At 62.0% G+C, this 22,481-nt stretch carries 19 protein-coding genes and 1 tRNA gene; 7 read left to right on the top strand and 13 right to left on the bottom strand.

The annotated features are described in order from the left end of the window. Positions 1–33: 33 nt before the first annotated feature. The 5 genes from BLR69_RS12025 to BLR69_RS12045 form a co-directional block, all read right to left on the bottom strand. A complete protein-coding gene (locus BLR69_RS12025; RefSeq protein ID WP_083365802.1) occupies positions 34–1,755 on the bottom strand; it encodes a ShlB/FhaC/HecB family hemolysin secretion/activation protein in 1,722 nt (573 codons plus the stop codon). Between the two features lie 183 nt (positions 1,756–1,938). Then, a complete protein-coding gene (locus tag BLR69_RS12030) occupies positions 1,939–2,718 on the bottom strand; it encodes an IclR family transcriptional regulator (protein WP_071492795.1) in 780 nt (259 codons plus the stop codon). A 120-nt stretch (positions 2,719–2,838) separates the two neighbouring features. Further along, positions 2,839–4,155, bottom strand: coding sequence for an MFS transporter (locus BLR69_RS12035; RefSeq protein ID WP_071492794.1), 1,317 nt, complete (start codon positions 4,153–4,155; stop codon positions 2,839–2,841). 86 nt (positions 4,156–4,241) lie between these two features. Further along, positions 4,242–5,441 (bottom strand): CaiB/BaiF CoA transferase family protein, encoded by a 1,200-nt coding sequence (locus BLR69_RS12040; RefSeq protein ID WP_071492793.1) that lies wholly within the window; start codon positions 5,439–5,441, stop codon positions 4,242–4,244. After that, entirely contained in the window at positions 5,438–6,379 is a 942-nt protein-coding gene (locus BLR69_RS12045) for a hydroxymethylglutaryl-CoA lyase (protein ID WP_071492792.1), read from the bottom strand. Before BLR69_RS12045 ends, BLR69_RS12040 begins: the two co-directional genes overlap by 4 nt. Positions 6,380–6,707: 328 nt before the next feature. Between BLR69_RS12045 and BLR69_RS12050 the strand changes: the two genes are divergently transcribed. Beyond that, positions 6,708–7,634, top strand: a complete 927-nt coding sequence (locus tag BLR69_RS12050; protein WP_071492791.1) for an SMP-30/gluconolactonase/LRE family protein — start codon at positions 6,708–6,710, stop codon at positions 7,632–7,634. A 108-nt stretch (positions 7,635–7,742) separates the two neighbouring features. Next, the gene (locus tag BLR69_RS12055; protein WP_058424974.1) at positions 7,743–9,029 is read left to right on the top strand and encodes a CitMHS family transporter; all 1,287 of its coding nucleotides are present in this window, start codon (positions 7,743–7,745) and stop codon (positions 9,027–9,029) included. A gap of 71 nt (positions 9,030–9,100) precedes the next feature. Here BLR69_RS12055 and BLR69_RS12060 read toward each other — a convergent pair whose 3' ends face one another. The 3 genes from BLR69_RS12060 to BLR69_RS12070 are packed head-to-tail and all read right to left on the bottom strand — an operon-like array spanning position 9,101 to position 11,581. After that, positions 9,101–9,784 (bottom strand): hypothetical protein, encoded by a 684-nt coding sequence (locus BLR69_RS12060; RefSeq protein WP_071492790.1) that lies wholly within the window; start codon positions 9,782–9,784, stop codon positions 9,101–9,103. A gap of 3 nt (positions 9,785–9,787) precedes the next feature. Beyond that, positions 9,788–11,149 (bottom strand): M48 family metallopeptidase, encoded by a 1,362-nt coding sequence (locus BLR69_RS12065; protein ID WP_232000978.1) that lies wholly within the window; start codon positions 11,147–11,149, stop codon positions 9,788–9,790. A 3-nt stretch (positions 11,150–11,152) separates the two neighbouring features. After that, positions 11,153–11,581, bottom strand: coding sequence for a hypothetical protein (locus tag BLR69_RS12070; RefSeq protein ID WP_071492789.1), 429 nt, complete (start codon positions 11,579–11,581; stop codon positions 11,153–11,155). Between the two features lie 173 nt (positions 11,582–11,754). Here BLR69_RS12070 and BLR69_RS12075 point away from each other — a divergent pair, with 173 nt between their 5' ends. Beyond that, positions 11,755–12,702: a helix-turn-helix transcriptional regulator gene (locus tag BLR69_RS12075; RefSeq protein WP_058424977.1), complete on the top strand. Its 948-nt coding sequence runs from the start codon at positions 11,755–11,757 to the stop codon at positions 12,700–12,702. 185 nt (positions 12,703–12,887) lie between these two features. Here the strand turns inward: BLR69_RS12075 and BLR69_RS12080 are convergent. Both BLR69_RS12080 and BLR69_RS12085 read right to left on the bottom strand, forming a co-directional pair. Continuing rightward, positions 12,888–12,963 (bottom strand) — tRNA-Asn (locus BLR69_RS12080). A gap of 60 nt (positions 12,964–13,023) precedes the next feature. Continuing rightward, positions 13,024–13,920 carry a LysR family transcriptional regulator gene (locus BLR69_RS12085; protein ID WP_071492788.1) on the bottom strand — a complete coding sequence of 299 codons (897 nt, stop codon included), beginning with the start codon at positions 13,918–13,920 and terminating at the stop codon, positions 13,024–13,026. Between the two features lie 100 nt (positions 13,921–14,020). Between BLR69_RS12085 and lldD the strand changes: the two genes are divergently transcribed. Beyond that, positions 14,021–15,151 carry an FMN-dependent L-lactate dehydrogenase LldD gene (gene lldD / locus BLR69_RS12090; protein ID WP_071492787.1) on the top strand — a complete coding sequence of 377 codons (1,131 nt, stop codon included), beginning with the start codon at positions 14,021–14,023 and terminating at the stop codon, positions 15,149–15,151. Here the strand turns inward: lldD and BLR69_RS12095 are convergent. From BLR69_RS12095 to BLR69_RS12105, 3 genes are read right to left on the bottom strand one after another with little or no spacing between them, the layout of a single operon-like run. Next, complete coding sequence (locus BLR69_RS12095; protein ID WP_071492786.1) at positions 15,148–16,380, bottom strand: CaiB/BaiF CoA transferase family protein; 1,233 nt, start codon at positions 16,378–16,380, stop codon at positions 15,148–15,150. The two genes, lldD and BLR69_RS12095, sit on opposite strands and share 4 nt — an antisense overlap. A gap of 26 nt (positions 16,381–16,406) precedes the next feature. Beyond that, the gene (locus BLR69_RS12100) at positions 16,407–17,936 is read right to left on the bottom strand and encodes a 3-hydroxyacyl-CoA dehydrogenase (protein ID WP_071492785.1); all 1,530 of its coding nucleotides are present in this window, start codon (positions 17,934–17,936) and stop codon (positions 16,407–16,409) included. A gap of 2 nt (positions 17,937–17,938) precedes the next feature. After that, positions 17,939–18,724 carry an enoyl-CoA hydratase gene (locus BLR69_RS12105; RefSeq protein ID WP_071492784.1) on the bottom strand — a complete coding sequence of 262 codons (786 nt, stop codon included), beginning with the start codon at positions 18,722–18,724 and terminating at the stop codon, positions 17,939–17,941. Positions 18,725–18,973: 249 nt separating this feature from the next. Between BLR69_RS12105 and BLR69_RS12110 the strand changes: the two genes are divergently transcribed. The 3 genes from BLR69_RS12110 (at position 18,974) to BLR69_RS12120 (ending at position 22,388) form a co-directional block, all read left to right on the top strand. Continuing rightward, positions 18,974–19,843, top strand: coding sequence for an IclR family transcriptional regulator (locus BLR69_RS12110; protein WP_071492783.1), 870 nt, complete (start codon positions 18,974–18,976; stop codon positions 19,841–19,843). A 69-nt stretch (positions 19,844–19,912) separates the two neighbouring features. Continuing rightward, complete coding sequence (locus BLR69_RS12115; RefSeq protein WP_071492782.1) at positions 19,913–21,067, top strand: acyl-CoA dehydrogenase family protein; 1,155 nt, start codon at positions 19,913–19,915, stop codon at positions 21,065–21,067. Positions 21,068–21,113: 46 nt separating this feature from the next. After that, the gene (locus tag BLR69_RS12120) at positions 21,114–22,388 is read left to right on the top strand and encodes an MFS transporter (protein WP_071492781.1); all 1,275 of its coding nucleotides are present in this window, start codon (positions 21,114–21,116) and stop codon (positions 22,386–22,388) included. The last annotated feature ends 93 nt before the right edge of the window (positions 22,389–22,481 follow it).

Below are 22,481 nucleotides of genomic sequence, written 5' to 3' on the forward strand. Positions count from 1 at the left end.
GTCGTATCTCGATGCCCAAAGGGCGATAAAAAATTAAAGGAAAAAATCCATGCGGAAATAGATCGGCGCTTCACGTTCCGTGATCGGGTCCGGTCGTTCCAAAGAGTGTGCAAAGGTCACCGTGGCCGCGACGTTCTTGCCGCGTGCAAACAGTTCCAGGGAATTGCTGGTCATGCGCCCATGCTGTTCGGCGTTGTAGCGACCGTGGCGGATCACGCCCTGGTCGTAGCCGACGCTGGTGCCGTATTCGTTGAACGCCGACTGCAGCCATGCCCAGGTCACCGGGCGGCTCCAGCGCAGGTCGTTGCGCCAGTAGCCGCCGCTGTCGCCGGCCAGGCTTTGGTCCTTATAGCCACGAATCGAGGACTGCCCGCCGAGGCTCATGCGTTGCGGGCTGAACAGCACGTCTTCGCTGCGCTGGCCGGTCATCAAACTGCTGAAGCTGAGCGACTCGCCCCACAGCTTGAAGGGGTACAGGTAGCTCACCGTCGCGGTGTATTTGCGGTAGCGCGCATCGGCCTGGCCGGGGCGTGGGTTGTGGTTGGCCTGGGCGTCGAACGCGCCAATGCCGTCCTGCATACCCAGGTCGATGTTAAGGAACGAGCTGCCAATGCGTCGGCCATGGTTGATGCCGAACTGGGCTTCGCTGAGGCGGTTGCTGCTCAGGGCGAGCTTGCTGTCTTCGATGAAGTTGTTGGTGCGCAGGTAGGCCACGCCGGTGCTCAAAGAAGTCTTGCTCAGGGCGTCGCGGTGGACGACCCGCTCCAAGCGCAACTGGTGGCTTTGGCTGTCACCGGACTGCTTGAAGTTGAAGCCGCTGGCCTGGGCCAGGGAGCGATATTCAGTCTCGCTGTAGCTGTAATTGAGGTTCCACCAGCCAAACGGCAGGTTGTAGTTGAGCATCGAGTTGCGTGAGGTTTTCTGGTGGTCGCTGACCGCGTCATGGCCGCCACGCAGGGAGAGTTGGTCAGCCAGGCCGAGCGGGTTATCCCAATCGAGACTGGCGCCCCACTGTTGTTCGCCGGTGCTGCGTTGGCCGCCGTTGTGGCGAGATAGGCCAACACGCCAGGGTTTTTGCGGCGTGTTCTTGACCAACACCTCGCTACCGCCGACTTGTTTGCCCGGTGCCAATTCCATCTGCGCCTGGTTTGAGGGAAGGCGGTTCAGTTGGTCGACCATCTGCTCGATTTCGCGCAGGTTGAGCAATTCACCCTTTTGGCCTGGAAAAGTCATGGCGAGTTGGCGGTCGGTGATGCCGCTGCCCTGCTCGCCCTTCAATCCTTCGAGCCTGCCTTCGATTACCTGGATCTTGAGCACGCCGTTGGAGAGGTCTTGTTGTGGCAAGTAGGCGCGGCTGGTGACCAGTCCTTTGGCCAGGTAGCGGTCCGTGATGACCTTGAGCACCTCGTTGAGTTGCGGTACGCCCAGGCATTGCCCGATGTAGGGTTGGACCAACGCGTGGCGCTCGCTTTCAGACAACGCATCGGCGCCAGTGAGTTCGATGGTCTTGATGGCGAAGCAGCGGGTGTCAGCAGGCGCTGTCGGTTTGGCAGGCGCGGCGGCTTTGCCGGGCAGGTCCTTGAGTTCGTCGAGGCGGCGTTGTTGCTCTTGAAGCAGACGATCCTGGCGATCACGGATCAGATCAGTGACGCCCGGGGTGCTCTGCGGGGTCGCGCCTTGGACCGTCCCGGCGAAGCCCAGGCAAAAACAAGCGGACAGCAGGCCGAGCCTGGTCCGGCGTACCAAACGCCACATTTCTAGATCCCTCTATATGGCGTAGTGCCATCAATGAGCGGCGATCTTAAGATGGCGATATAGTGGCGTCAATTAAATGTACAACTTTGTACCACTACCGACTCCAAGAGAATGGGTATTGCCGGCCTTGGGTGGGCCGACTGCTGCCTCTCACAACATCGGCCCTAAGCGGTCGCTCGCCGGTTAACGACGGACCATCGATTCGCCCAGACGTGTCAGAGCTGCACGTAGCTCTCGGTCACTACCGCCTAGCGCATTGCTGGCGATGGCTGCATTTCTCAACAGGATCGACGCCGCATGTTCGATGTGTTCCTTGAGCAGACGGTCAGACGGACCGGACAAGGTCAGCGCCCCTTTCAACTCATGGCCCATGGCAAACACCGGCACTGATACGGCGGTAGTTTCCGGGTCCCGCTCGCCGAAGGAACAGGCCCAGAAGCGTTCGCGGACCTCGGTCAATGCAGGCTCCGCATCGCGGGAAAAGGCCCGAAGGATCTTGCCTGACGCTCCGGCCTGCAACGGAAAGCGCGCGCCTTCCAGCACCGAAACCCGCACCGCACGCTTGGGCTCGACCCTAAACAACACGACGCGGCTGCCGTTTTCCAGCACGTAGAACGAAGAGGTTTCACCGCTTTCCTCAGTGATCGACTCCAGCAAGGGGTGAATCACGTCGCGCAGTCGGAACGAGCTCTGGTACAGCTGCGACAAACGCAGAGGCTCAGGGCCGACCGAGTAACGACCATCGGTGAGGCGACGGACGAACCCGGCTTTTTCCAGCGAGGCGATCAGGCGCAGGATGGTGCTTTTGTACAAACCCGTCCGCCGCGCGATTTCGGCCAGGGCCAGACAGTCCTGCTCGATGCTGAAGGCCGACAAAATGGCAAATGCGCGGTCGACGGCAGCCACGCCGCCTTCAGCATTGGCGGCCTGGTCGGAAAGGTTTTTTTCAGATTCGGTAGTCATAGACACTCATTGTCGATTCGTCGCTCGCAGGCGGCGGATGATTCGCAAACCACCCCGCCAACCCGCAAGACAATATCAGAGCCGCCCGATCCCTTCTGAAAAATGTGCAGCCGCTGCTCACTACTCGCGCAGGAAGAAGCGAAGCGAGACGACCATTGCTGCGGCAACGAACATGATGCAGCCCATGACCATAAGACCTGCGGTGAACGACCCGGTGTAGTCCTTCAAAAAGCCCATCAGGTAAGGCCCGACAAACCCGCCAAACGCGCCAATGGAATTGATCAGTGCGATTCCACCCGCTGCGGCTTGCCCGCGCAGGAACTTGCCCGGCAAAGTGTAGAAAATCGTCTTGCCAGCGATCGTGCCGATCAGCGCTAAAGTAATCCCTGCCAGTGCCGGAACCAGCGCGTCCATTCGCAGCGCCAGGATTAACGCAAAGCCTGCCAGCAGCATGGCCACGGTCAGGTTGAAAATGCCTTTGCCCGTACGGTCCACATGTTTGGCCCAGATCAGTAGCGCTACAGTGGCAAAGAAGTACGGAATGGCCGCAACCCAGCCGATCATGCTGACTTCGACACCATGGGCCTTGAGCATCTCCGGCAACCAGATACCGATGCCGTAGGAGCCCAGGGTGAAGCTGAAGGTGATCGAGCTGAGAATCCACACGCGTGGGTCTTTGAGTGCGGCCTTGAAGCCATGGCTGTGCTGACCTTTGCTCTGCTCTTCGGCGAGCATGCCGGTCAGCACATGGCGTTCTTCGGCGGTCAGCCATTTGGCCTCGGCCGGGTGGTTGGTCAGCACCTTCAAGGTAATCAAACCGAGGATGCACGCTGGCACCCCTTCGATGAGAAACATCCATTGCCAACCCGCAAGCCCGAGCAAACCGTGCATCTGCAACAGCCAGATCGACAGCGGCCCGCCCACCAGAAACGAGATCGGCGTGGCCACGGTAAACCAGGCCAACACCCGCGTGCGGTATTGCGCGGGGAACCACAGGGTAAGGAAGAAAATCACGCCGGGAAAGAAGCCGGCTTCAGCGATGCCGAGGATCAAGCGCACAATATAGAAGCTGTACGGCCCGACGATCATCGCGGTGGCAGCAGCGGCCAGGCCCCAAGTGATCATGATCCGCGCCATCCACAGGCGGGCGCCGAAACGGTACATCGCCAGATTGCTCGGCACTTCGCACAGGCAGTAGCCGAAGAACATGATGCCCGCGCCAAGGCCGAACTGCGTGGCGGTCAGGCCCAACTGCTCGGTCATCTGCAACGCGGCGTAGCCGACGCTGGTGCGGTCCAGGTAATTGAAGAAATACGCCAGCGCGAGCAAGGGGATCAAGCGCCAGGCGGCCTTGTGCAGGACGCGGGTCTGTTCGGCATCCAGGGAGCGCACGCTGCTGATATCGCTGCTGTGCGGGGGTGTCGTGACGATGGCCATGACGGGTTTCCTCAGCATTTATTTTTATAAGGCTGACGGCGGGAATGTCCGTCAGCTACAGGAATCAGGAATCCCTTCCAGCGGTTTCAGCGAACGATGCCACGCCCGCGCAACGCTTCGATGTCACCCGACGCGTAGCCCATTTCTTCGAGCAGCTCGGCAGAGTGACTGCCCATTTGCGGCACATTGAGGCGGGTATTGAAGCGACGACCATTCATCTCGAACGGCAGCATTGGCACCTTGACCGCGTCGCCATTCTCCAGCGTCAGATGGGCCAGCCCACCCGACTCGTTCAGGTGCCGGTCGTCGAACAGGTCCTGCGGCCGCTGGATCGGCGAAAACGGCAGGCCCGTCTGCTCGCACAGGTCCATGACCTCCTGCTTGCTCATTTGCGCCAGACGCTCGCGGACCTGCGGCAGAATCCTCGCCCGGGCCTGCACGCGCTGGGTGTTTTTCGCCAGTCCAGGGTCGCGCCCCAGCTCTGTAAAGCCAAAACCCTGGCAGAAATTGACCCACTGGCTGTCGCTCACCACGCCCATGAACACCTGCTCATCGCCCAGGGTATTGAACACGTCGTAGATCGCCCAGGCTGACAAACGACTGGGCATCGGCGCGGCAGGCTTGCCAGTGGTTGCCATCTGCATCATGTGTTGCCCCACCAGAAACGCTGAGTTCTCGAACAGCCCGGTCTGCACGAACTGCCCTTCCCCAGTGTTTTTGCGTTGCCACAGCGCCGCCAGAATCGAGATGGCGCTGAACATGCCGCCCATTACGTCATTGACCGAGGCACCGGCGCGTAGCGGGCGGCCTTCGGGACCCGTCATGTAGGCCAGGCCCGTCATCATCTGCACCACCTCGTCCAGCGCAGTGCGATGTTCATACGGCCCCGGCAGAAAGCCTTTCATCGAGCTGTAGATGATGTCCGGCTTGATCGCCTTGACCTGCTCGTAGCCCAGGCCGAGCTTGTCCATGGCGCCGGGACGAAAGTTCTCGGTGACCACATCGGCGCTTTCGATCAGCTTGCGCACCGCGGCCATGCCTTCCTCGGTCTTGATGTCGACCGCGAAGCTTTTCTTGTTGCGGTTGTAGGTCATCCAGTAGCCAGCGCCGGAGCCGGTCAGGCGACGCGTGTTGTCACCCTCGGGCGTCGGCTCGACCTTGATCACTTCAGCGCCGAGGTCAGCCAGCACCAGCCCACAGGTCGGGCCCATGACCATGTGCACGAACTCGACCACGCGCACCCCTGCCAGCGGCAGCGCCTGAAGGTTCCGATTGAGCAGGCTCATCGCGCACCTCCGGCGTAATGGAAATTCTTGCCGACGCCTGCGTCAGGGATGAAGCCATACAGCGGCTCTCCCGGCAGGCCCTGTTTCAGCCAGGCGCGAGCGGCCACCAGCTTGTCGATGTCCACGCCGGTGCGCAGGCCCATGGACTCGAGCAGGTAGACCAGATCCTCGGTCACGATATTGCCCGACGCCCCCGGCGCATACGGGCAACCGCCGATACCGCCCTGAGAGGCATCGATGGTGGTGACGCCAACATCCAGCGCCGCGACCACATTGGCCAGGCCCTGCCCACGGGTATTGTGAAAATGCGCGCTGCCGGCCTTGCTGCCGATCTCGTTGCGCAGACGGGTGAACACGCGACGCACCTGCGCCGGATTGGCGTACCCCACAGTGTCGGCGAGCCCGACTTCATCGACGCCCAGCTCGACCATGGTCAGGGCCATGCGCAGCACGTCGTCCTCGGGCACCTCGCCCTGAATCGTGCAACCGAACACCGTCGACAGCCCGGCCTCGACCTCGACGTGCGGGAAGCGCTCGTTGCGCAGGGCCATCACCGTACGCACTTCGTCGTAGACCTGTTGATGGGTCTTGCGGATGTTGGCCAGTGAATGGGGCTCGCTGACGGAAATGGGCAGGGTGATCTTTTGTACGCCCGCGTTGAACGCTGCCTCGGCGCCCTTGAGGTTCGGTACCAGCGCGGTAACGAACACGTCCGAACGCTGACGCATGTGCGCCACCAACTCGGCGGCATCGGCCATTTGCGGCAGCAGTCTGGGGGACACGAACGAGCCGACCTCAATCTCCTTCAAGCCCGCGTCGGCCAGGGCCGTCAGCCATTGAAGCTTGAGCGCAGTGGGCATGGTCGCGCTAATGCTTTGCAGGCCATCACGGGGGCCGACCTCGCTGATCAGGATGTCCAGGTTGTTATTAGAGTTCATCGCCGGGTCTCCGGGTGGTGGAATGCAATAGTTCTATCTGACAGAACACTGTTCTGAAATAATCATGAGCCGACAAAATCCCACTGTCAACGCCTCTCATCCCGAGCGATGCGTCAGGGCGCTCCCGAGAGCGTTGGGAGTGCCTGGTGATGAATGGCGAAATGAAAAACAGACAATCCCGGTGGGTTGACAGCTGAAAAAATAAAGTCGAACCTTGTTCTATCTGCAAACACAACGTTCTGTCAGATAGAACAAAAACAATAAGGCGAAAAGGTCTCGTCACCAGCAAGATCGGTGCTTTCCGTTCGCCCCCGTAGGAGCTGATCCTGTGAGCCTGTATGCCCCGCCTCGCGATTTGTCGACCCGCGTGTTCACCACGCTGCCCGAAGAATTCTGGAAAGACGGCGACTCCGACTGGGTACGCGCCAACAAACCAGGGCAGAAGGTCAAAAGCTTTCTCGAAGGGCCGTCCTTCGACCGGGACGGCAACCTGTACGTCACCGACATTCCCTACGGCCGCATCATGCGCATCGACCCTCAAGGCCACTGGACGTTGATCGCCGAGTACGATGGCTGGCCCAATGGTTTGAAAATCCACCGCGACGGGCGGATTTTCATCGCCGATTACAAGCAAGGGATCCTGACGCTCGCTCCGCACACCGGCGCGGTGACGCCGTTCCTCACTCACAGTCGCAGCGAAGGCTTCAAGGGTGTCAACGACCTATTCTTCGATGCCGGCGGCAAGCTGTACTTCACCGATCAGGGCCAGACCGGCCAGCAGGACCCGACCGGTCGCGTCTACGCCTATGATCTGGAAAAGCAGACCCTCACGCGTCTGATCGACAACGGCCCGAGCCCCAATGGCCTTGTCATGGACCTCGCGCAGAACGCGCTCTTCGTGGCGATGACTCGGGGCAACGCTGTCTGGCGCCTGCCGATCCAACGCGACGGCGGCACCAGCAAGGCGGGCATTTTCACCGCCATGGCCGGGGGCGTCAGTGGCGCCGACGGCATGGCGCTAGACAGCGAAGGCAATCTGTATGTGTGCGATGCCGGTAACGGCTGCGTCTGGGTGTTCGACCCTCACGCCGTGCCGCTGTACCGCATTCGCTCGTGCACCCAAGGCCGCACCCTGACCAACCTGGCGTTCGGTGGCGAGGGCAATCGGCAATTGTTCATCACCGACTCTTCTACCGGTTCCATCCTGGTCGCCGACCTGCCCCATAGCGGCCAGCCGATGTTCTCGCACCACTAAACCCGCAACACGCTGAATCCTGTGCGCCTGCTGCACCGGCTTCGTTCGGCCCGAAGAACGCGAGCCGTCCCGCGCTCGCCCCCTACAAAACCAATAAAAGGGATGCCCATGTTGATCTTTCTGAGCTACGCCATGATCGTCTGCTTCATGTACCTGATCATGAGCAAGCGCCTTTCACCGCTGGTGGCGCTGCTGCTGGTGCCGATCCTCTTCGGTTGCCTCGGCGGTTTCGCCACGCAACTGGGCGGCATGATGTACGACGGCGTGAAGATGCTCGCCCCCACCGGCATCATGTTGACCTTCGCAATCCTGTATTTCTGCATGATGACCGACGCCGGTCTGTTCAACCCGCTGATCAAGGTGCTGTTGCGGCTGGTCAAGGGCGACCCGCGCAAGATCGTTGTCGGCACCGCCGTGCTGGGGTTGTGCGTCGGCCTGGACGGCGACGGCGCAACCACGTACATCATCGCCACAGCAGCTTTTTTGCCGCTGTATCGTCTGACCGGCATTCGTTTGCAGGTCATGGCCACCGTGCTACTGCTGGCCATCGGGGTGATGAACATCCTGCCGTGGGCCGGGCCGTTTTCGCGAGCGGCCAGTGCCATGCACGTCGACATCACCGAGCTGTTTTTACAGATGGTTCCCATCATGATTGCTGGCGGTGTATGGGTGATTTTTGCCGCCTGGTGGCTAGGTCGAATGGAATACCGCCGTTTGGGTATTGTCAGCGTCAGCGAAGACAAGGTGCTCGAAGGCTACGCACACGTTCGCCTGAGCGACCCGAAATTTCTGTTCAATGTGGTCCTGACGGTCGCCCTCATCAGCTCGATGATGCTCAGCCTGATGCCGCTGCCGATCCTGTTCATGGTCGCCTTCGGCCTGGGTTGCCTGATCAACTACCCGACGCTCAAACAGCAGAAGGAAGTCATCGGTCGGCACGCCGACAACGTGCTGGCCGTGACCCTGCTGATTTTTGCGGCGGGCATCTTCGTCGGCATCATGGGCGGCACCGGGATGATCAAGGCTATCTCCGATAACCTGATCGCCATCCTGCCAGAGCAGGCTGGCCACGGCATGTCAGTCATCACCGCGCTGCTCAGCATGCCGTTCACCTACGTCCTGACCAACGACGCGTTCTATTTTGGAGTGCTGCCCATCCTCGCCGAAACCGCTGCCCACTACGGCATCGGCCCCCACGAAATGGCCATCGCCTCGTTGATCGGCCAGCCAGTGCACCTGCTCAGCCCGCTGGTGGCCTCCACCTACCTACTGTGCGGGCTGCTGGACATTGACTATGGCGATAACCAGCGGGTCTCGCTGAAGTGGACCTTCGGCACCGTGCTGGTGATGTTGATCGCGGCCATCGCAACTGGCGCGATCACGGTCATAAACTGAATGCTCAACAGGTTGATTTGCGGATCTGGATGTCAATGCAGCGAGGCAATTTCAACAACCCTGAACCGGCTCTACCGTACAACCGCTCCGGAATCGCGCTGAGTGCCCTGGCGCAGCGCATCAAGATGTTGTTGGGCCTGGGCAGCTTGGCAATAGGCGTTGAGGATGCCTGCGATCTGGTCGTCATCCAGGGTATGGCCCTCATGCATCAGGCCGGCGGATTGAATCAGGATCTGCGGCTGGGGTTTGTTCAGGGCCAGCGCCTGGTTGCCGAACAGCTGTCGCGTGGCGCGATGCACAGGCAGGGGCGCACCGGGTCGCAAAATCAGTTTCTGCACGGTCAGCCAGCCTTCCTCACTGACGCTGACGTCGGCAATTTCGACGAGATCGACCGGCGCACTCAAGGTGTCCACAAACAACTGGCGGCGGGTCAGGCGCATAAAGGCATGTTGCCCGGCGTTGCGGTGCTGCCAAGTGAGCAGTACGAACACCACGGCCATCACCGCGGCACACACGGCCAAGCCGTTGTAACCTCGGTGCAGCCCGAAGCCCAGCAAGCCCAGGGCAATCAGCAAAAACAGCGGACCGCGCACCTTGTAACGGCGCGAATTGGTGAATTCGGTCTGCTCGGGCACGCGATGGATGACCTGCTCGAGTTCGGCGATCGCACGCTCGCGCTGAGCTTCGCGGGAGTCGGCATATTCCTGACTGAGTGTGCTGGCGAGATCCGACAGCGGATCGGAGGGTTGGGTCATGGGTCATTCTCCTTGAGCGATTGATATAGGCGGTGATACAGGCAGCCAGACATCGGAGGACGATGCATGGGTGAGTTGGCTGAACCAGTGGCGGTCGTGCTCGGTAGGCACGCGAGTGGCCTGGGCCAGCAGGTCGTCATCCAGTCGCACGCCCAGTTGCTGCATGCGCAGTGCTGTCGGCGGGTGCGTATCGAACGGGTGCGCGATGGCATGGTCCAGCGCTGCCTTGTCCAAGCGCAGCGGTGTATGGAGCAGGTGGTCGGCAAGGGCCTGGATCAGGTTCGGGTGGCGCTCGGTGAGCAGCGTGTGGATCTCACAGTCGAGCGCGATAACGCGTAACAGTGCCTGGCAAAATAAGCGCTCACCGCCGATGTTGCCGCCCACCCTATCTGCGACCAATTCCTGGGCGCGGCCCCAGTGGTGCACCGCCAGTTGAAAGTGGTGCAGGAAACGCTGCGTCATCCAGATTGCCGGGCGCTCGACCCACGCCGGGTCGGCATCCCCAGCGCTGATATACGAAAAGTGCAGGCACATCAGGCTGAAATGCGCCCCGATCTCGCTGCCCCGTTCGGTGTCGCGACTGCTGAAATGGCCCAGCTCATGGCCGATGATCGACGCCGCTTCGGCCTGGCTCAGGCTCGAGAGGTAGGTCAGCGGCAAGTAAAGGGTGCGCCCGCTGAGCACGTCACCGGCGGGTTGCAGCGCGACATTGACGCTGGTGACGAAAAACGCCTGGTCGATGCCCACCACGATATGGTCGGGCACCGGCGCGCCGGCCGTATTGGCCAGTTGCTCAACCCACGTCCATAAGGCCGGTGCCTTGTCGCGCCCCAGGGTTTGACCCAGAAACGCCGAGGAAGGCCGGTCCAAGGCGTGCCATTGCCGGCGCAACCGCTCAATCAACCGGCAGCCTGTCCAGAGCACGGTAATCACTGGCACCGCCACCAACAGCATGAACCAGCCGCCGGCCTTGAAGTGGCTCCAGCCCCAGCTCAGTTCATACAGCAGGCACAGCGCCAGCGCGCAGACCAGCAGCCCGGTGTAGGCCACCAACCAGTGGCCCAGAGCACGCCAGCAGAGGAACAGACGGCCGTAGAGAAAGTCCTTGGATTGCCGCGCGCGCCATGCGTCCAGCCGCATCTTGAGCCATGTTGAGAGCCCGGCCACCAACGCGGCGATGGCCAGCCAGTACGCCAACCCCGCCAGGGCCTGACGCACACGCAGCCAGGCGTAGTCGCCGTCGATACTTTGCGCGTCCCGCAGCACTTCATCGGCGCGCCAGCTCTGCAGACTGGCCCACCCCATCAGGGCCAGCGGCAGTACCAGTATCGTCAGCGCCCACGACCACCGTGCGAATCGACCCACTGCTCAGTTGGCCTGCAAATAATCGGTCAGGAATGCCTGCGCATTGCCTTGGCTGGACAGGAACTCGTCATAGCCAACGTTCAACGCTTGAGCGTCGCCGGGCAAGTACAGCTCGCCCCAGCCTTGACGCAGCACCAGCACGACGAACTTCTGGCCGTCCACGGTGGTGGAATAGCGGGTGTCCTTGCCGGTCTTTTCCACGGCCATTTTCTGGATCTTCATGTTCCAGTCGTGGTCCACGCCCTCTACCTGCACCAGCGCCTGATTGTCACTGCGCGCGCCGATGCGCAGGGTCCAGACTTTCACGCCGCCTTCGCCGGCATAGGCCAGCACTTTTTCCGCGACTTCCGGGCGGTTGTCAGCCTGGGCGATCCCCGCGATCACGGCCAGAACCAGGCCCAGCAGCGCTGCCCACTTGCGATATATCAACATTTACGGCTTCCTCGACAGTTCAAAGCCGACCATTGAAATCAACGCGCCGACGCCTGCCAAGCGGCACGGCCGTGGCGCACAACAATAAGGCCGTGACTCACAACAACTGATCGGGCTGCCCGATGTCGATATCATGCAACGCTGCCCACCCGCTCTGACGGACGCTTTTGCCAATGGACCGCCGCAACCCCTATCTGGACACCCACTTCTGCTTCGATCACCCAGAGGCCCTGGACCAGGCCGGTGTATTCGATGACAGCGCGCAGCAGGTCATGGGCAGCGCGATCGGCCATTACCGTGCGCAGACGGTGCGGCCGCACCTGCAGTATTTCGACTGCGATCTGCAGTTCCCCGAACCGTTACGCATCCACAAGGTGCTGCCCGACAGTGTGTGCATCGTGCAGGTACTGGGTGGGCAATGGCAGCATCAGGTAGACGGCCGGCTAAATGAATACACCCCCGGCGCGCCCCATGTGCTGGGCTTGAGCGAAAGCATGGAAGCCATGGACCAGATGCCTGCCGGTAGCCGTGCGCGCATGGCCGGGCTGCGCATCGGCGGCGACTATCTGCGCCAATTGGCCGAAGAAGACCCGTCACTGCAATCGCTGGCCAGGCTGCTCGACGATGGCATGCACTTTTCAGAACTGCACGGCTGTCGCGCCGTCGGGCGTTTGTTCGAGCGCCTTTATCACTCGCCCTACCAGGGGGCGTTGGAACGGCTGAACCAGGAAAGCCTGAGCCTGGCCGTGCTGGTCGAGCTGGCCACGCACCTGGCGCCACAACCGGCCAAGCCCACGGCCCCGTTGCGCAGCCATTCGGACCTTGCACATGAAGCACGCTTCAAGCTCGACGCAAACCTGATGAAACCACCCGGCACGCTGGCGCTGGCACGGGAACTGGGCGTGGGTGAAACCACCCTCAGACGTGCCTTCAGCCGGGTGTACGGCCAATCGATGCTCGATTACGTGCGCCAGCAGCGCCTGGAACTGGCGCGCACCCTGCTGCGCCAGCGCAAATGGCACGTGGCGCAGATTGCCCACCGCCTGGGGTACGCCAACCCTGCCAACTTCAACCACGCCTACAAGGCGTACTTCGGTCATCCGCCTGGGGCTGAATCCTGACGTTCGCTACGCCGACTCTGCCGTCTTTGGTTGAAACCACTGCAGCGACTTTCATGGGGCTTCCCTCTGAATCGTAGGATTAGAGACGCCTTCATGCCTATCACGCTGTGCGCTTTGATCACCCTGGAGAAATCCAAGGCAAAAAAAAGCCTGCATCTCTGCAGGCTTCTCTTTATGTCGCTATCTGGCTCCACGACCTGGACTCGAACCAGGGACCCAATGATTAACAGTCATTTGCTCTACCAACTGAGCTATCGCGGAATGCGCCGTATGTTACTGATTGAAAAGGAGAAGTCAAGCTTTCTCTGGCATTCGGCGTGATTAAACCGGATGACCGGTTGAAATGGTGTGCTCCCTGGCCAGTTCCAGCCAGGCCAGGGCGGCGGGGGGCAGGTGGGCGCTGGCGCGCCAGGCCAGGGCGATGTGCCAGTCGGTGTAGGGCTCGTCCAAGGGGATCAGGGCAATGCCGGGGTGCTGGTGTTTGTGCGCCAGCATGCGTGGTACGAAGGCTACGCCCAGGCCGGCGGCGACCAGGTCGATGATGAAGTCGATCTGCCCGCTGCGGGCGGTCACCTTGGGGTTGACGCCTTTACGCTCGCAGGCAGCGAGAATCTTGGCATTGAGGGCGAAGCCGGCTTCAAACAGGATGAACGGCGAATCGGCCAGGTCGGTGAAGTCGATACGTTCAAGGCGGGCCAGCGGGTGGCTGATGGGCAGCACGGCCATCAACGGTTCGTTGCGCACGGGCTGGTAGTCAAAGTCTTCGTCCACCGGCAGCAGCAGCGCTGCCAGGTCGACCTCCCCCGCTTCCAGGCACTCGCGCAGTTTTTTGCTGCCGTATTCGGTGAGTTCGATGTCGATGTCCGGGTAGCGGCTGCGGTAGGTGGCGAACATGGTCGCGAACAGCACGCCGCAACCCACCGGCGGCAGGCCGATGCGCAGTACGCCGCGCTTGAGGCCACACAGGTCGTTGATCTCGGCCACCAGGTCATTGCGCTCGGCGAGCAGCACCAGGGCGCGACGGTAGGCGATTTCGCCGGCGGCGGTGAGTTCGTTGCGATGCCCGAGGCGATTGAGCAGCGGCGTGCCCAGTTCGTCTTCCAGAGTCTTGACCGCCTTGCTCACGCTGGATTGGGTCAGGGACACCACCTCGGCAGCCTGGGAAAAACCACCCTGGCGCACCACTTCGACAAAGGCACGCAATGTTCTCAGGTTCATCAGTATTCCTTTGGCGACTTGCTGCCAGCGATAAAAGTTGTTTTTATCATGCCAGAGAATTGCCTATCCTGACGCCACCTTGCCCGTGGAGCCTCCAACAATGATCATCTCGTCCGCCTCCGACTACCGCGCAGCCGCCAAGCGCAAGCTCCCGCGTTTCCTGTTCGACTACATCGACGGCGGCGCCTACGCCGAACACACGATGCGCGCGAACAGCTCGGACCTGGCCGAGATCAGCCTGCGCCAGCGCATCCTGCGCAATGTCGACAACCTGAGCCTGAAGACCAGCGTGTTCGGCCAGGAACTCGACATGCCGGTGATCCTCAGCCCGGTCGGCCTGACCGGCATGTACGCGCGGCGCGGTGAAGTGCAGGCGGCCAAGGCGGCAACGAACAAGGGCATTCGGTTCTGCCTGTCGACGGTGTCGGTGTGCCCGATTGAAGAAGTGGCGTCGCAAAGCGCGCAGGCGATCTGGTTCCAGTTGTATGTGCTCAAGGACCGCGGCTTCATGCGCAACGCGCTGGAGCGCGCGCAGGCAGCCGGTGTGACGACGCTGGTGTTTACCGTGGACATGCCCACGCCCGGCGCACGGTATCGCGATGCCCATTCGGGCATGTCCGGCCCGTTCGCCGCACAGCGACGCATGCTGCAAGCCGTCACCAAGCCGCAATGGGCCTTCGACGTGGGCCTGATGGGCCGTCCCCATGACCTGGGCAATATCTCCAGGTACCTGGGCAAACCCACCCACCTGGAAGACTACATCGGCTGGCTGGCAAACAATTTCGATGCATCCATCAGTTGGAAAGACCTGGAGTGGATCCGCGAATTCTGGAAAGGCCCGATGATCATCAAAGGCATCCTCGACCCCCAGGACGCCAAGGATGCAGTGAGTTTCGGTGCCGACGGCATCGTGGTCTCCAACCACGGCGGCCGCCAACTGGACGGCGTGCTGTCCACCGCCAAGGCCTTGCCGCCGATTGCCGATGCGGTGGGCGATGACCTTACCGTCTTGGTCGACTCCGGCATCCGTTCCGGGCTGGACGTGGTGCGCATGCTCGCCCTGGGCGCCAAGGCCTGCCTGCTGGGCCGCGCCACGGCCTACGCGCTGGCCGCCGATGGCCAGCACGGCGTGGAAAACCTGCTGGACATCTTCGCCAAGGAAATGCGCGTAGCCATGACCCTCACCGGCGTCACCTCCATCGCGCAGATCGACCGCACCACCCTGGTCTAACCCTGCTGTTCGACAATCCCACGGGCCTTGAGTTGGGCCAGTTGCTCCGGCGACAGGCCCAATCGCCGGCCGAGAATGTCGTCGGTATGCTGCCCCAGCCTCGGCGCCGGCCGCTCGTACTCCACGGGCGTACCGGACATTTTGATCGGGCTGCCGACCATGGCGAAATCCGGGTTCTGCGGATGGGGGATCTTCACCATCAGGTTGCGCGCGAGCACCTGGGGCTCTTCCAGGGATTGCGCGATGGAGTTGATCGCCCCCACCGGCACCTTCGAGGCATGGATACACGCCACCCACTCATCGGCACTGCGCCCCAGAAAGTGCGCCGAGAGCAGCGCGACGATTTCTTCGCGATGGGCCACGCGGTCGGCGTTGCGGCGAAAGCGCGGGTCGTCCGGCAGATGCGCCAGGCCGATGCTCTGGCACAGCGCGACAAACTGGCTGTCGTTGCCACAGGCGATGATGAAGTCGCGGTCGGCGGCACGGAACACCTGGTAAGGCACGATATTGGCGTGGGCATTGCCATAGCGCTGCGGCACCTTGCCCGAGGCCAGGTAGTTCATGCTTTGGTTGGCCAAGGTCGCGACCTGCACATCCAGCAACGCCATATCAATGTATTGGCCCACGCCGGTGCGCTCACGGCTGAGCAGCGCAGCCTGGATCGCCACGGTGGAATACAGGCCGGTCATCAGGTCGGAGAACGCCACGCCGACTTTTTGCGGGCCGCCGCCGGGCAGGTCATCGCGCTCGCCGGTGATGCTCATCAGGCCGCCGATGCCCTGGATGATGAAGTCGTAGCCCGGCTCCTCGGCACGCGGGCCGGTCTGGCCGAAACCGGTGATGGAGCAATACACCAGGCGCGGGTTGAGCTCGGCCAGGGTCGCGTAGTCCAGACCGTAGCGGGCCAGGGAGCCCGCTTTATAGTTCTCGATCAACACGTCGGAACTGGCCGCCAGCGCCCGTACCAACTCCTGCCCTTCGGGAGTGGCCATGTCGATGGCCACGGACAGTTTGCCGCGGTTGGTCGACTGATAATACGAAGCCTCGCCCGACGACTCACCGGTGTCGGTCTTCATCCACGGCGGGCCCCAGCCACGGGTGTCGTCGCCGCTTTTCGGGCGTTCGATCTTGATCACTTCCGCGCCAAGGTCAGCCAACACTTGCCCACACCAGGGGCCGGCCAACACACGGCTCAGATCCAGCACCCGCAAACCTGTCAATGCACCCATTGTTCTTATCCTGTGAGGTTGGGAAATCAGCCGAGGCTCGGCTCTTCATGGCGCAGGGAAACCCCCAGCAGCGCCCGCCGCCGCAGCCACGGACTGGGGCGGTAACGCGGGTCATGGGTGAGTTCGCTCATGCGTTGCAAAATTGTGAGCAGGCGCCGCGGCCCGAGGGCATCGCCCCAGGCCAGCGGGCCGTTGGGGTAGCCCAAGCCGAGCTGCACGGCCTGGTCGATATCCTCGACACTGGCGATGCGCTGCTGGGCAATGTCGCAGGCGAGGTTGACCACCATCGCCAAGGTGCGTTGGGCCACAAAGCCGACGCTGTCGCCGATCACCGTAACGCCCACGCCATCCGCTGCGAGCAAGGCGTGGGCGGCATCGCGCATCGCCGGGGCCGTCAGCGGGTTTTGCATCAGCGTGCGGTGGCGTGCAAGGTCCGTCAGCACATCGATGCACAGCGTGCGCGCCGGGTCGGTATCGAAGCGCACGCAGGCGCTGGTGGCATCCCGGCCGTAAGGCGCCAATAGGCACAACGCCTGCGGCGACGGTTGCGCAGCGTGTTCCAGATGGGCGCCCAGGTCGATCACCAGGGCACTCAGGCGCTCGTAGTCTTGGCTGTTTTCCGTGGCAATCCACACCGGTGGCAGCGGTTGCACCGTGGGCACCGGTTGGGGCTGCGGGCCGTTGATGAGTTGGCCGTTTTCATACTGATAGAAGCCGTGGCCGGTCTTGCGTCCCAGGCGACCGCCCACCAGCATCTGCCGGGTCAGGGGCGATGGCTTGTAGCGGGGTTCCTGGTAGAACTGGTTGTAGATCGACTCCATCACCGGGTGCGAGACGTCCAGGCCGGTGAGGTCCAGCAGCTCCAGCGGCCCCATGCGAAACCCGGCGCCGTCGCGCAGGATGCGGTCGATATCGCCGCGCTCGGCGATGCCTTCCTCCAGCATCTTCAGGGCTTCGGTGCCGTAGGCCCGGCCCGCGTGGTTGACGATGAAACCAGGGGTGTCCTTGGCGCGCACGCCGCGATGGCCGGTGCGCGCCACCAGCGCCAGCAAGGCTTCACCGACCTTGGGCGCGGTGGCCAGGCCATCGATCACCTCCACCACGCGCATCAACGGCACCGGGTTGAAGAAATGCAAACCGGCCACGCGCTCGGGGTGCCGGCAACCGGTGGCGATGGCGGTGACGGAGAGTGACGAGGTGTTGGTCGCCAGGATGCAGCTCGGGCTGACAATGCCTTCAAGCTGTTGCAACAGGCCGCGCTTGGCGTCGAGATTTTCCACGATGGCTTCCACCACCAGGTCGCAATCGCGCAGGTCGTCGATGCGCTCGACCACCTGCAAGTTGGCCAACGCCGCGTCCATCGTCGCCTGGCTGATCTTGCCCTTGCCCACCAGTTTGGCAAACGTGGTACCGAGGTTGTCACGGGCCGCTTGCGCAGCGCCGTCGCGAGCATCGAACAGGCGCACCACCACACCGGCCTGGGCGGCGATTTGCGCAATGCCCGCCCCCATCACACCGGTGCCCACCAGGCCCAGCGTATTGATAATGTCGGTCATGTTTATTCCCCCCGGTATTGCGGCGTGCGCTTTTCGAAGAACGCCGCAGCGCCCTCCTTCTGGTCCTTGGAGTCGAACAACAATTGGAACGCCTTGCGCTCCAGCACCAGGGCGCTTTCCAGCGGCAGGTCGGCACCGGCCAGCATCACCTCCTTGATCTGCTCCACCGCCAACGGCGGCAGCGCAGCGATCTGCGCGGCCAGTTCCAGGGCGCGGGGCAGTGTCTGATCGTCGCTGACCATCTCGCTGAGCATGCCCATGGCCAGGGCTTCCTTCGCACTGACCATGCAGCCGGTAAGCGCAATGCGCATCGCCTGGAATTTACCCACCGCCCGCACCAGCCGCTGGGTGCCGCCCGCGCCCGGCATCAAGCCCAGCTTGACCTCCGGCTGGGCAAACCGCGCCGACTCGCCCGCCACGATCAGGTCGCAATGCATCGCCAGCTCGCAGCCACCGCCCAGGGCAAAACCATTGACGGCCGCGATCACCGGCTTGGGGCAGCGGCTGATGGCTTCCCACAGGTATTCGGTGTGGCGGCGGTACATATCGATCGCGCCGGCAGCGGCGAACTCCTTGATATCCGCGCCAGCGACGAAGAACTGTTCGCCCCCGGTCAGCACAATGGCGCGCACATCCTGGCGGCGAGCCAGTGCACGGAAATGCTCGGCGAGCGCTTCACGTACCTGGGCATTCAGGGCGTTCTTGACGTCGGGACGATGGATACACACCACGGCCACGCCATTGTCCTGGATGTCGAGGGTCACCACGGGTGGGTTAGCGTTGGTCACATTCACTCCTGCTGCACTGTTCTTGTTAGTTGGACTGCATATGTTTCGCTGTGCGAAATAACATTCCGTATTTGTCAATAATCATAAGTATCGACCCCGCAGGTGTAAACGTAAAAACCCGAACTCATTCTAAAACAGTGACTAACTCGCTGTTTTACTGGGGTTTATCGCATTAAATAATCACAACTCAAAAAGTTGCTTAGTTTCGCTGTGCGGAATACTATTTTGTTTTGTTGATTTTATAAAAAAATGAGGCTTAACATGCGCCGTCGAAACCCGGACTCGGACAACAACGAAGTCCCAGCAGGCAACAACGCCTTCGAGCATTTGTTGATTGACCCGATGCACAACGATGAGGAGGAAGACAAGGATCGCCAGTTCGTCACCGCCCTGGCCCGTGGCCTGGAACTGCTGCGCTGTTTCACGCCAAGCGAGAGCGTGCTGGGCAACCAGGAACTGGCGCGCAAGACCGGGTTGCCGAAACCGACGATCACCCGCATGACCCACACCCTGACCCGCTTGGGTTACCTCAGGCACCTGCCGCAGTCGGGCCGGTACCAGTTGGAGGTGGGCGTGATGGCCTTCGGTTACGCCATGTTGTCGAACCTGTCGATCCGCGCCGTGGCCCACCCGTTGATGGAGACCATGGCCAAGTACGCCCAGGCGGCCGTCGCGATGGCCACCCGGGACCGCCTCGACGCGGTGTACCTGGACGTGGTCCAGGGTGAAGCCAACATGACCATGCGCCGCCAGGTCGGCACACGGTTGCCGTTGCACTTGAGTTCAGCAGGCCGCGCCTGCCTGGCAGCGATGCCGGAAAACGAGCGGGAGTTCATTCTCGACCACATCCGCCAGCGTCATCTGGAGGACTGGCCGAACATCCGCAAGGGGCTGGAACGCGCCTTCCGGGACTACACCGATTTCGGCTACTGCATGTCGATCGGTGAGTGGCACCGCGATGTCAATGCCATCGCCGTACCGCTGCGACACGCACAACACGGCTTGCTGGCGTTCAACTGTGGCGGACCGAGTTTCCACCTCTCCCGGGAGAAACTCGAAGACGACATCGGCCCCCGCCTCAAGCACATGGTGAACAATATCGAGGCCGCCACCCGCTAGCTGGACCGGTGCATGGCCTCGGCAGATTGACGATAACAGGCCCGCCGAACGGGCCGCTGAGGGCTGCACATGATCCGAGACGCACAAACCCTGCATATCCTGGTGGAAGCCATTGCGCAGTTCGTCGATGAAGCGCTGATCCCACGGGAAAACGAAGTCGCCGAGACCGACGAAATCCCGGCCGACATCATCAACCAATTCCAGGACATGGGCCTGTTCGGCCTGACCATCCCCGAAGCCTACGGCGGCCTGGGCCTGACCATGGAAGAAGAGGTGACCATCGCCTTTGAACTGGGGCGCACCTCCCCGGCCTTCCGCTCATACTTCGGCACCAACAATGGCATCGGCTCCATCGGCATCCTGCTCGACGGCACCGACGCGCAGAAGGAACATTACCTGCCGCTGCTGGCCAGCGGCGCGCTGCTCAGCTCGTTCTGCCTCACCGAACCCGACTCCGGCTCCGACGCCGCCTCGCTGAAAACCACCGCCGTACGCGATGGCGACCACTACGTGATCAACGGCACCAAGCGCTTTATCACCAACGCACCCCACGCCGGGATTTTCACGGTGATGGCGCGCACCGATCCGGCGATCCGCGGCTCGGGCGGTATCAGCGCGTTCATCATCGAACGTGACACACCGGGCCTGTCCCTGGGCAAGCGCGACCACAAGATGGGCCAGCAAGGTGCGCACACCAGCGACGTGATCTTCGACAACGTGCGTGTGCCGGCCAGCCAGTTGATCGGTGGCGTGGAAGGCGTGGGGTTCAAGACCGCCATGAAGGTCCTCGACAAAGGCCGCCTGCACATTGCCGCCGTCAGCGTCGGCGCCGCCGAGCGCATGCTGGGCGATGCGCTGATCTACGCGATCGAACGCAAGCAATTCGGCCAGCCGATTGCCGAGTTCCAGTTGATCCAGGCCATGCTCGCCGACAGCAAGGCCGAAATCTATGCCGCACGCTGCATGGTGCTCGACGCCGCCCGCAAGCGTGACGAAGGCCAGGACATTGGCACCGAAGCCTCCTGCTCGAAGATGTTCGCCACCGAGATGTGTGGCCGCGTGGCTGACCGCTGCGTGCAGATCCATGGCGGCGCCGGCTATATCAGCGAGTACGCCATCGAGCGTTTCTACCGGGATGTGCGCCTGTTCCGCCTGTACGAAGGCACTACGCAGATCCAGCAACTGGTGATTGCCCGCAACATGATTCGCGCGGCGCAACGCTAAGCACCACCCATACCCAATGCCCTAACAACTACAACAAGGTATCGCTATGGAAGTCGCCGCATCGGCGGGCGCGTTGTCGCCTGCAAAAAGCAAACTGTGGATCATTGTCTTTATCTTCTGCTTCCTCGGCCTGTTGATCGATGGCGCAGACCTGATGTTGCTGTCCTACAGCCTCAGCAGCCTCAAGGCCGAATTCGGCCTGACCAGCGTCGAGGCCGGCAGCCTGGGCAGTTTCACCCTGGCCGGGATGGCCATCGGTGGCATCTACGGGGGCTGGGCCTGTGACCGCTTCGGCCGGGTCAAAACCGTGGTGTGGAGCATCGTGCTGTTCTCCGTGGGCACGGCGATCCTGGGCATGACCCACAGCTATTGGCAGTTCGCGAGCACGCGGTTCTTCGCCTCCCTCGGCCTGGGCGCGCTGTACGTGGCGTGCAATACGTTGATGGCCGAATACGTACCAACCCGCTACCGCACCACCGTGCTCGGCACCTTGCAGGCCGGCTGGTCGGTGGGTTACATCGTCGCCACGCTGCTGGCCGGCTGGATCCTGCCCGAGCACGGCTGGCGCTGGTTGTTCTACGTGGCGATCATCCCGGTGATCCTCGCCGTGCTGATGCAACGCCTGGTGCCCGAGCCTCAAGCCTGGCTGACCGCAAGGGCCGAGCGCGCGCGGGAGAAAGCCAATGGCACCCGCCAAGCCCTGAAGAACAAGCCCGACGGTATGTTCAAGCTGATCTTCAGCGACCCGAAAGCCAGCCGCATGTTCCTGCTCTGGGCCCTGACCGCAGGCTTCCTGCAGTTCGGCTACTACGGTGTGAATAACTGGATGCCCTCCTACCTGGAAAGCGAACTGGGGATGAACTTCAAGTCGATGACCAGCTACATGGTCGGCACCTACGCGGCGATGATCTTCGGCAAAATCCTCGCCGGTCTCGCCGCAGACCGCCTGGGACGACGCACCGTGTTCGCCGTCGGCGCCCTGGGCACGGCGATCTTCCTGCCGGTGATCGTGCTGTTCCAGAGCCCGGCGAACATCCTGTGGATGCTGGTGGTGTTCGGTTTCCTGTACGGGATTCCCTATGGCGTGAACGCCACGTACATGACCGAAAGCTTCGAGGCGAAATTTCGCGGCTCGGCGGTGGGTGGGGCCTACAACATCGGGCGCATTGGTGCGGCAGTGGCACCAGCGGCGATTGGTTTCCTGGCGTCCCATGGCTCCATCGGCATGGGGTTCCTGGTGATGGGCGGCGCGTACTTCATCTGCGGCGTCATCCCTGCGTTGTTTATCCGCGATAAACAGTTCGATCCGCAAAAACAGTAAGCGCGGCGTCCGTTTGCCAAATAACTGGCGTCATTCTTCGGCGACTGTTTTTAGCGATAAAAACAGTCGCTTGATTTGTAAGGCTTTTTATTT

It is taken from the genome of Pseudomonas azotoformans, assembly GCF_900103345.1.
Lineage (GTDB): Bacteria > Pseudomonadota > Gammaproteobacteria > Pseudomonadales > Pseudomonadaceae > Aquipseudomonas > Aquipseudomonas azotoformans.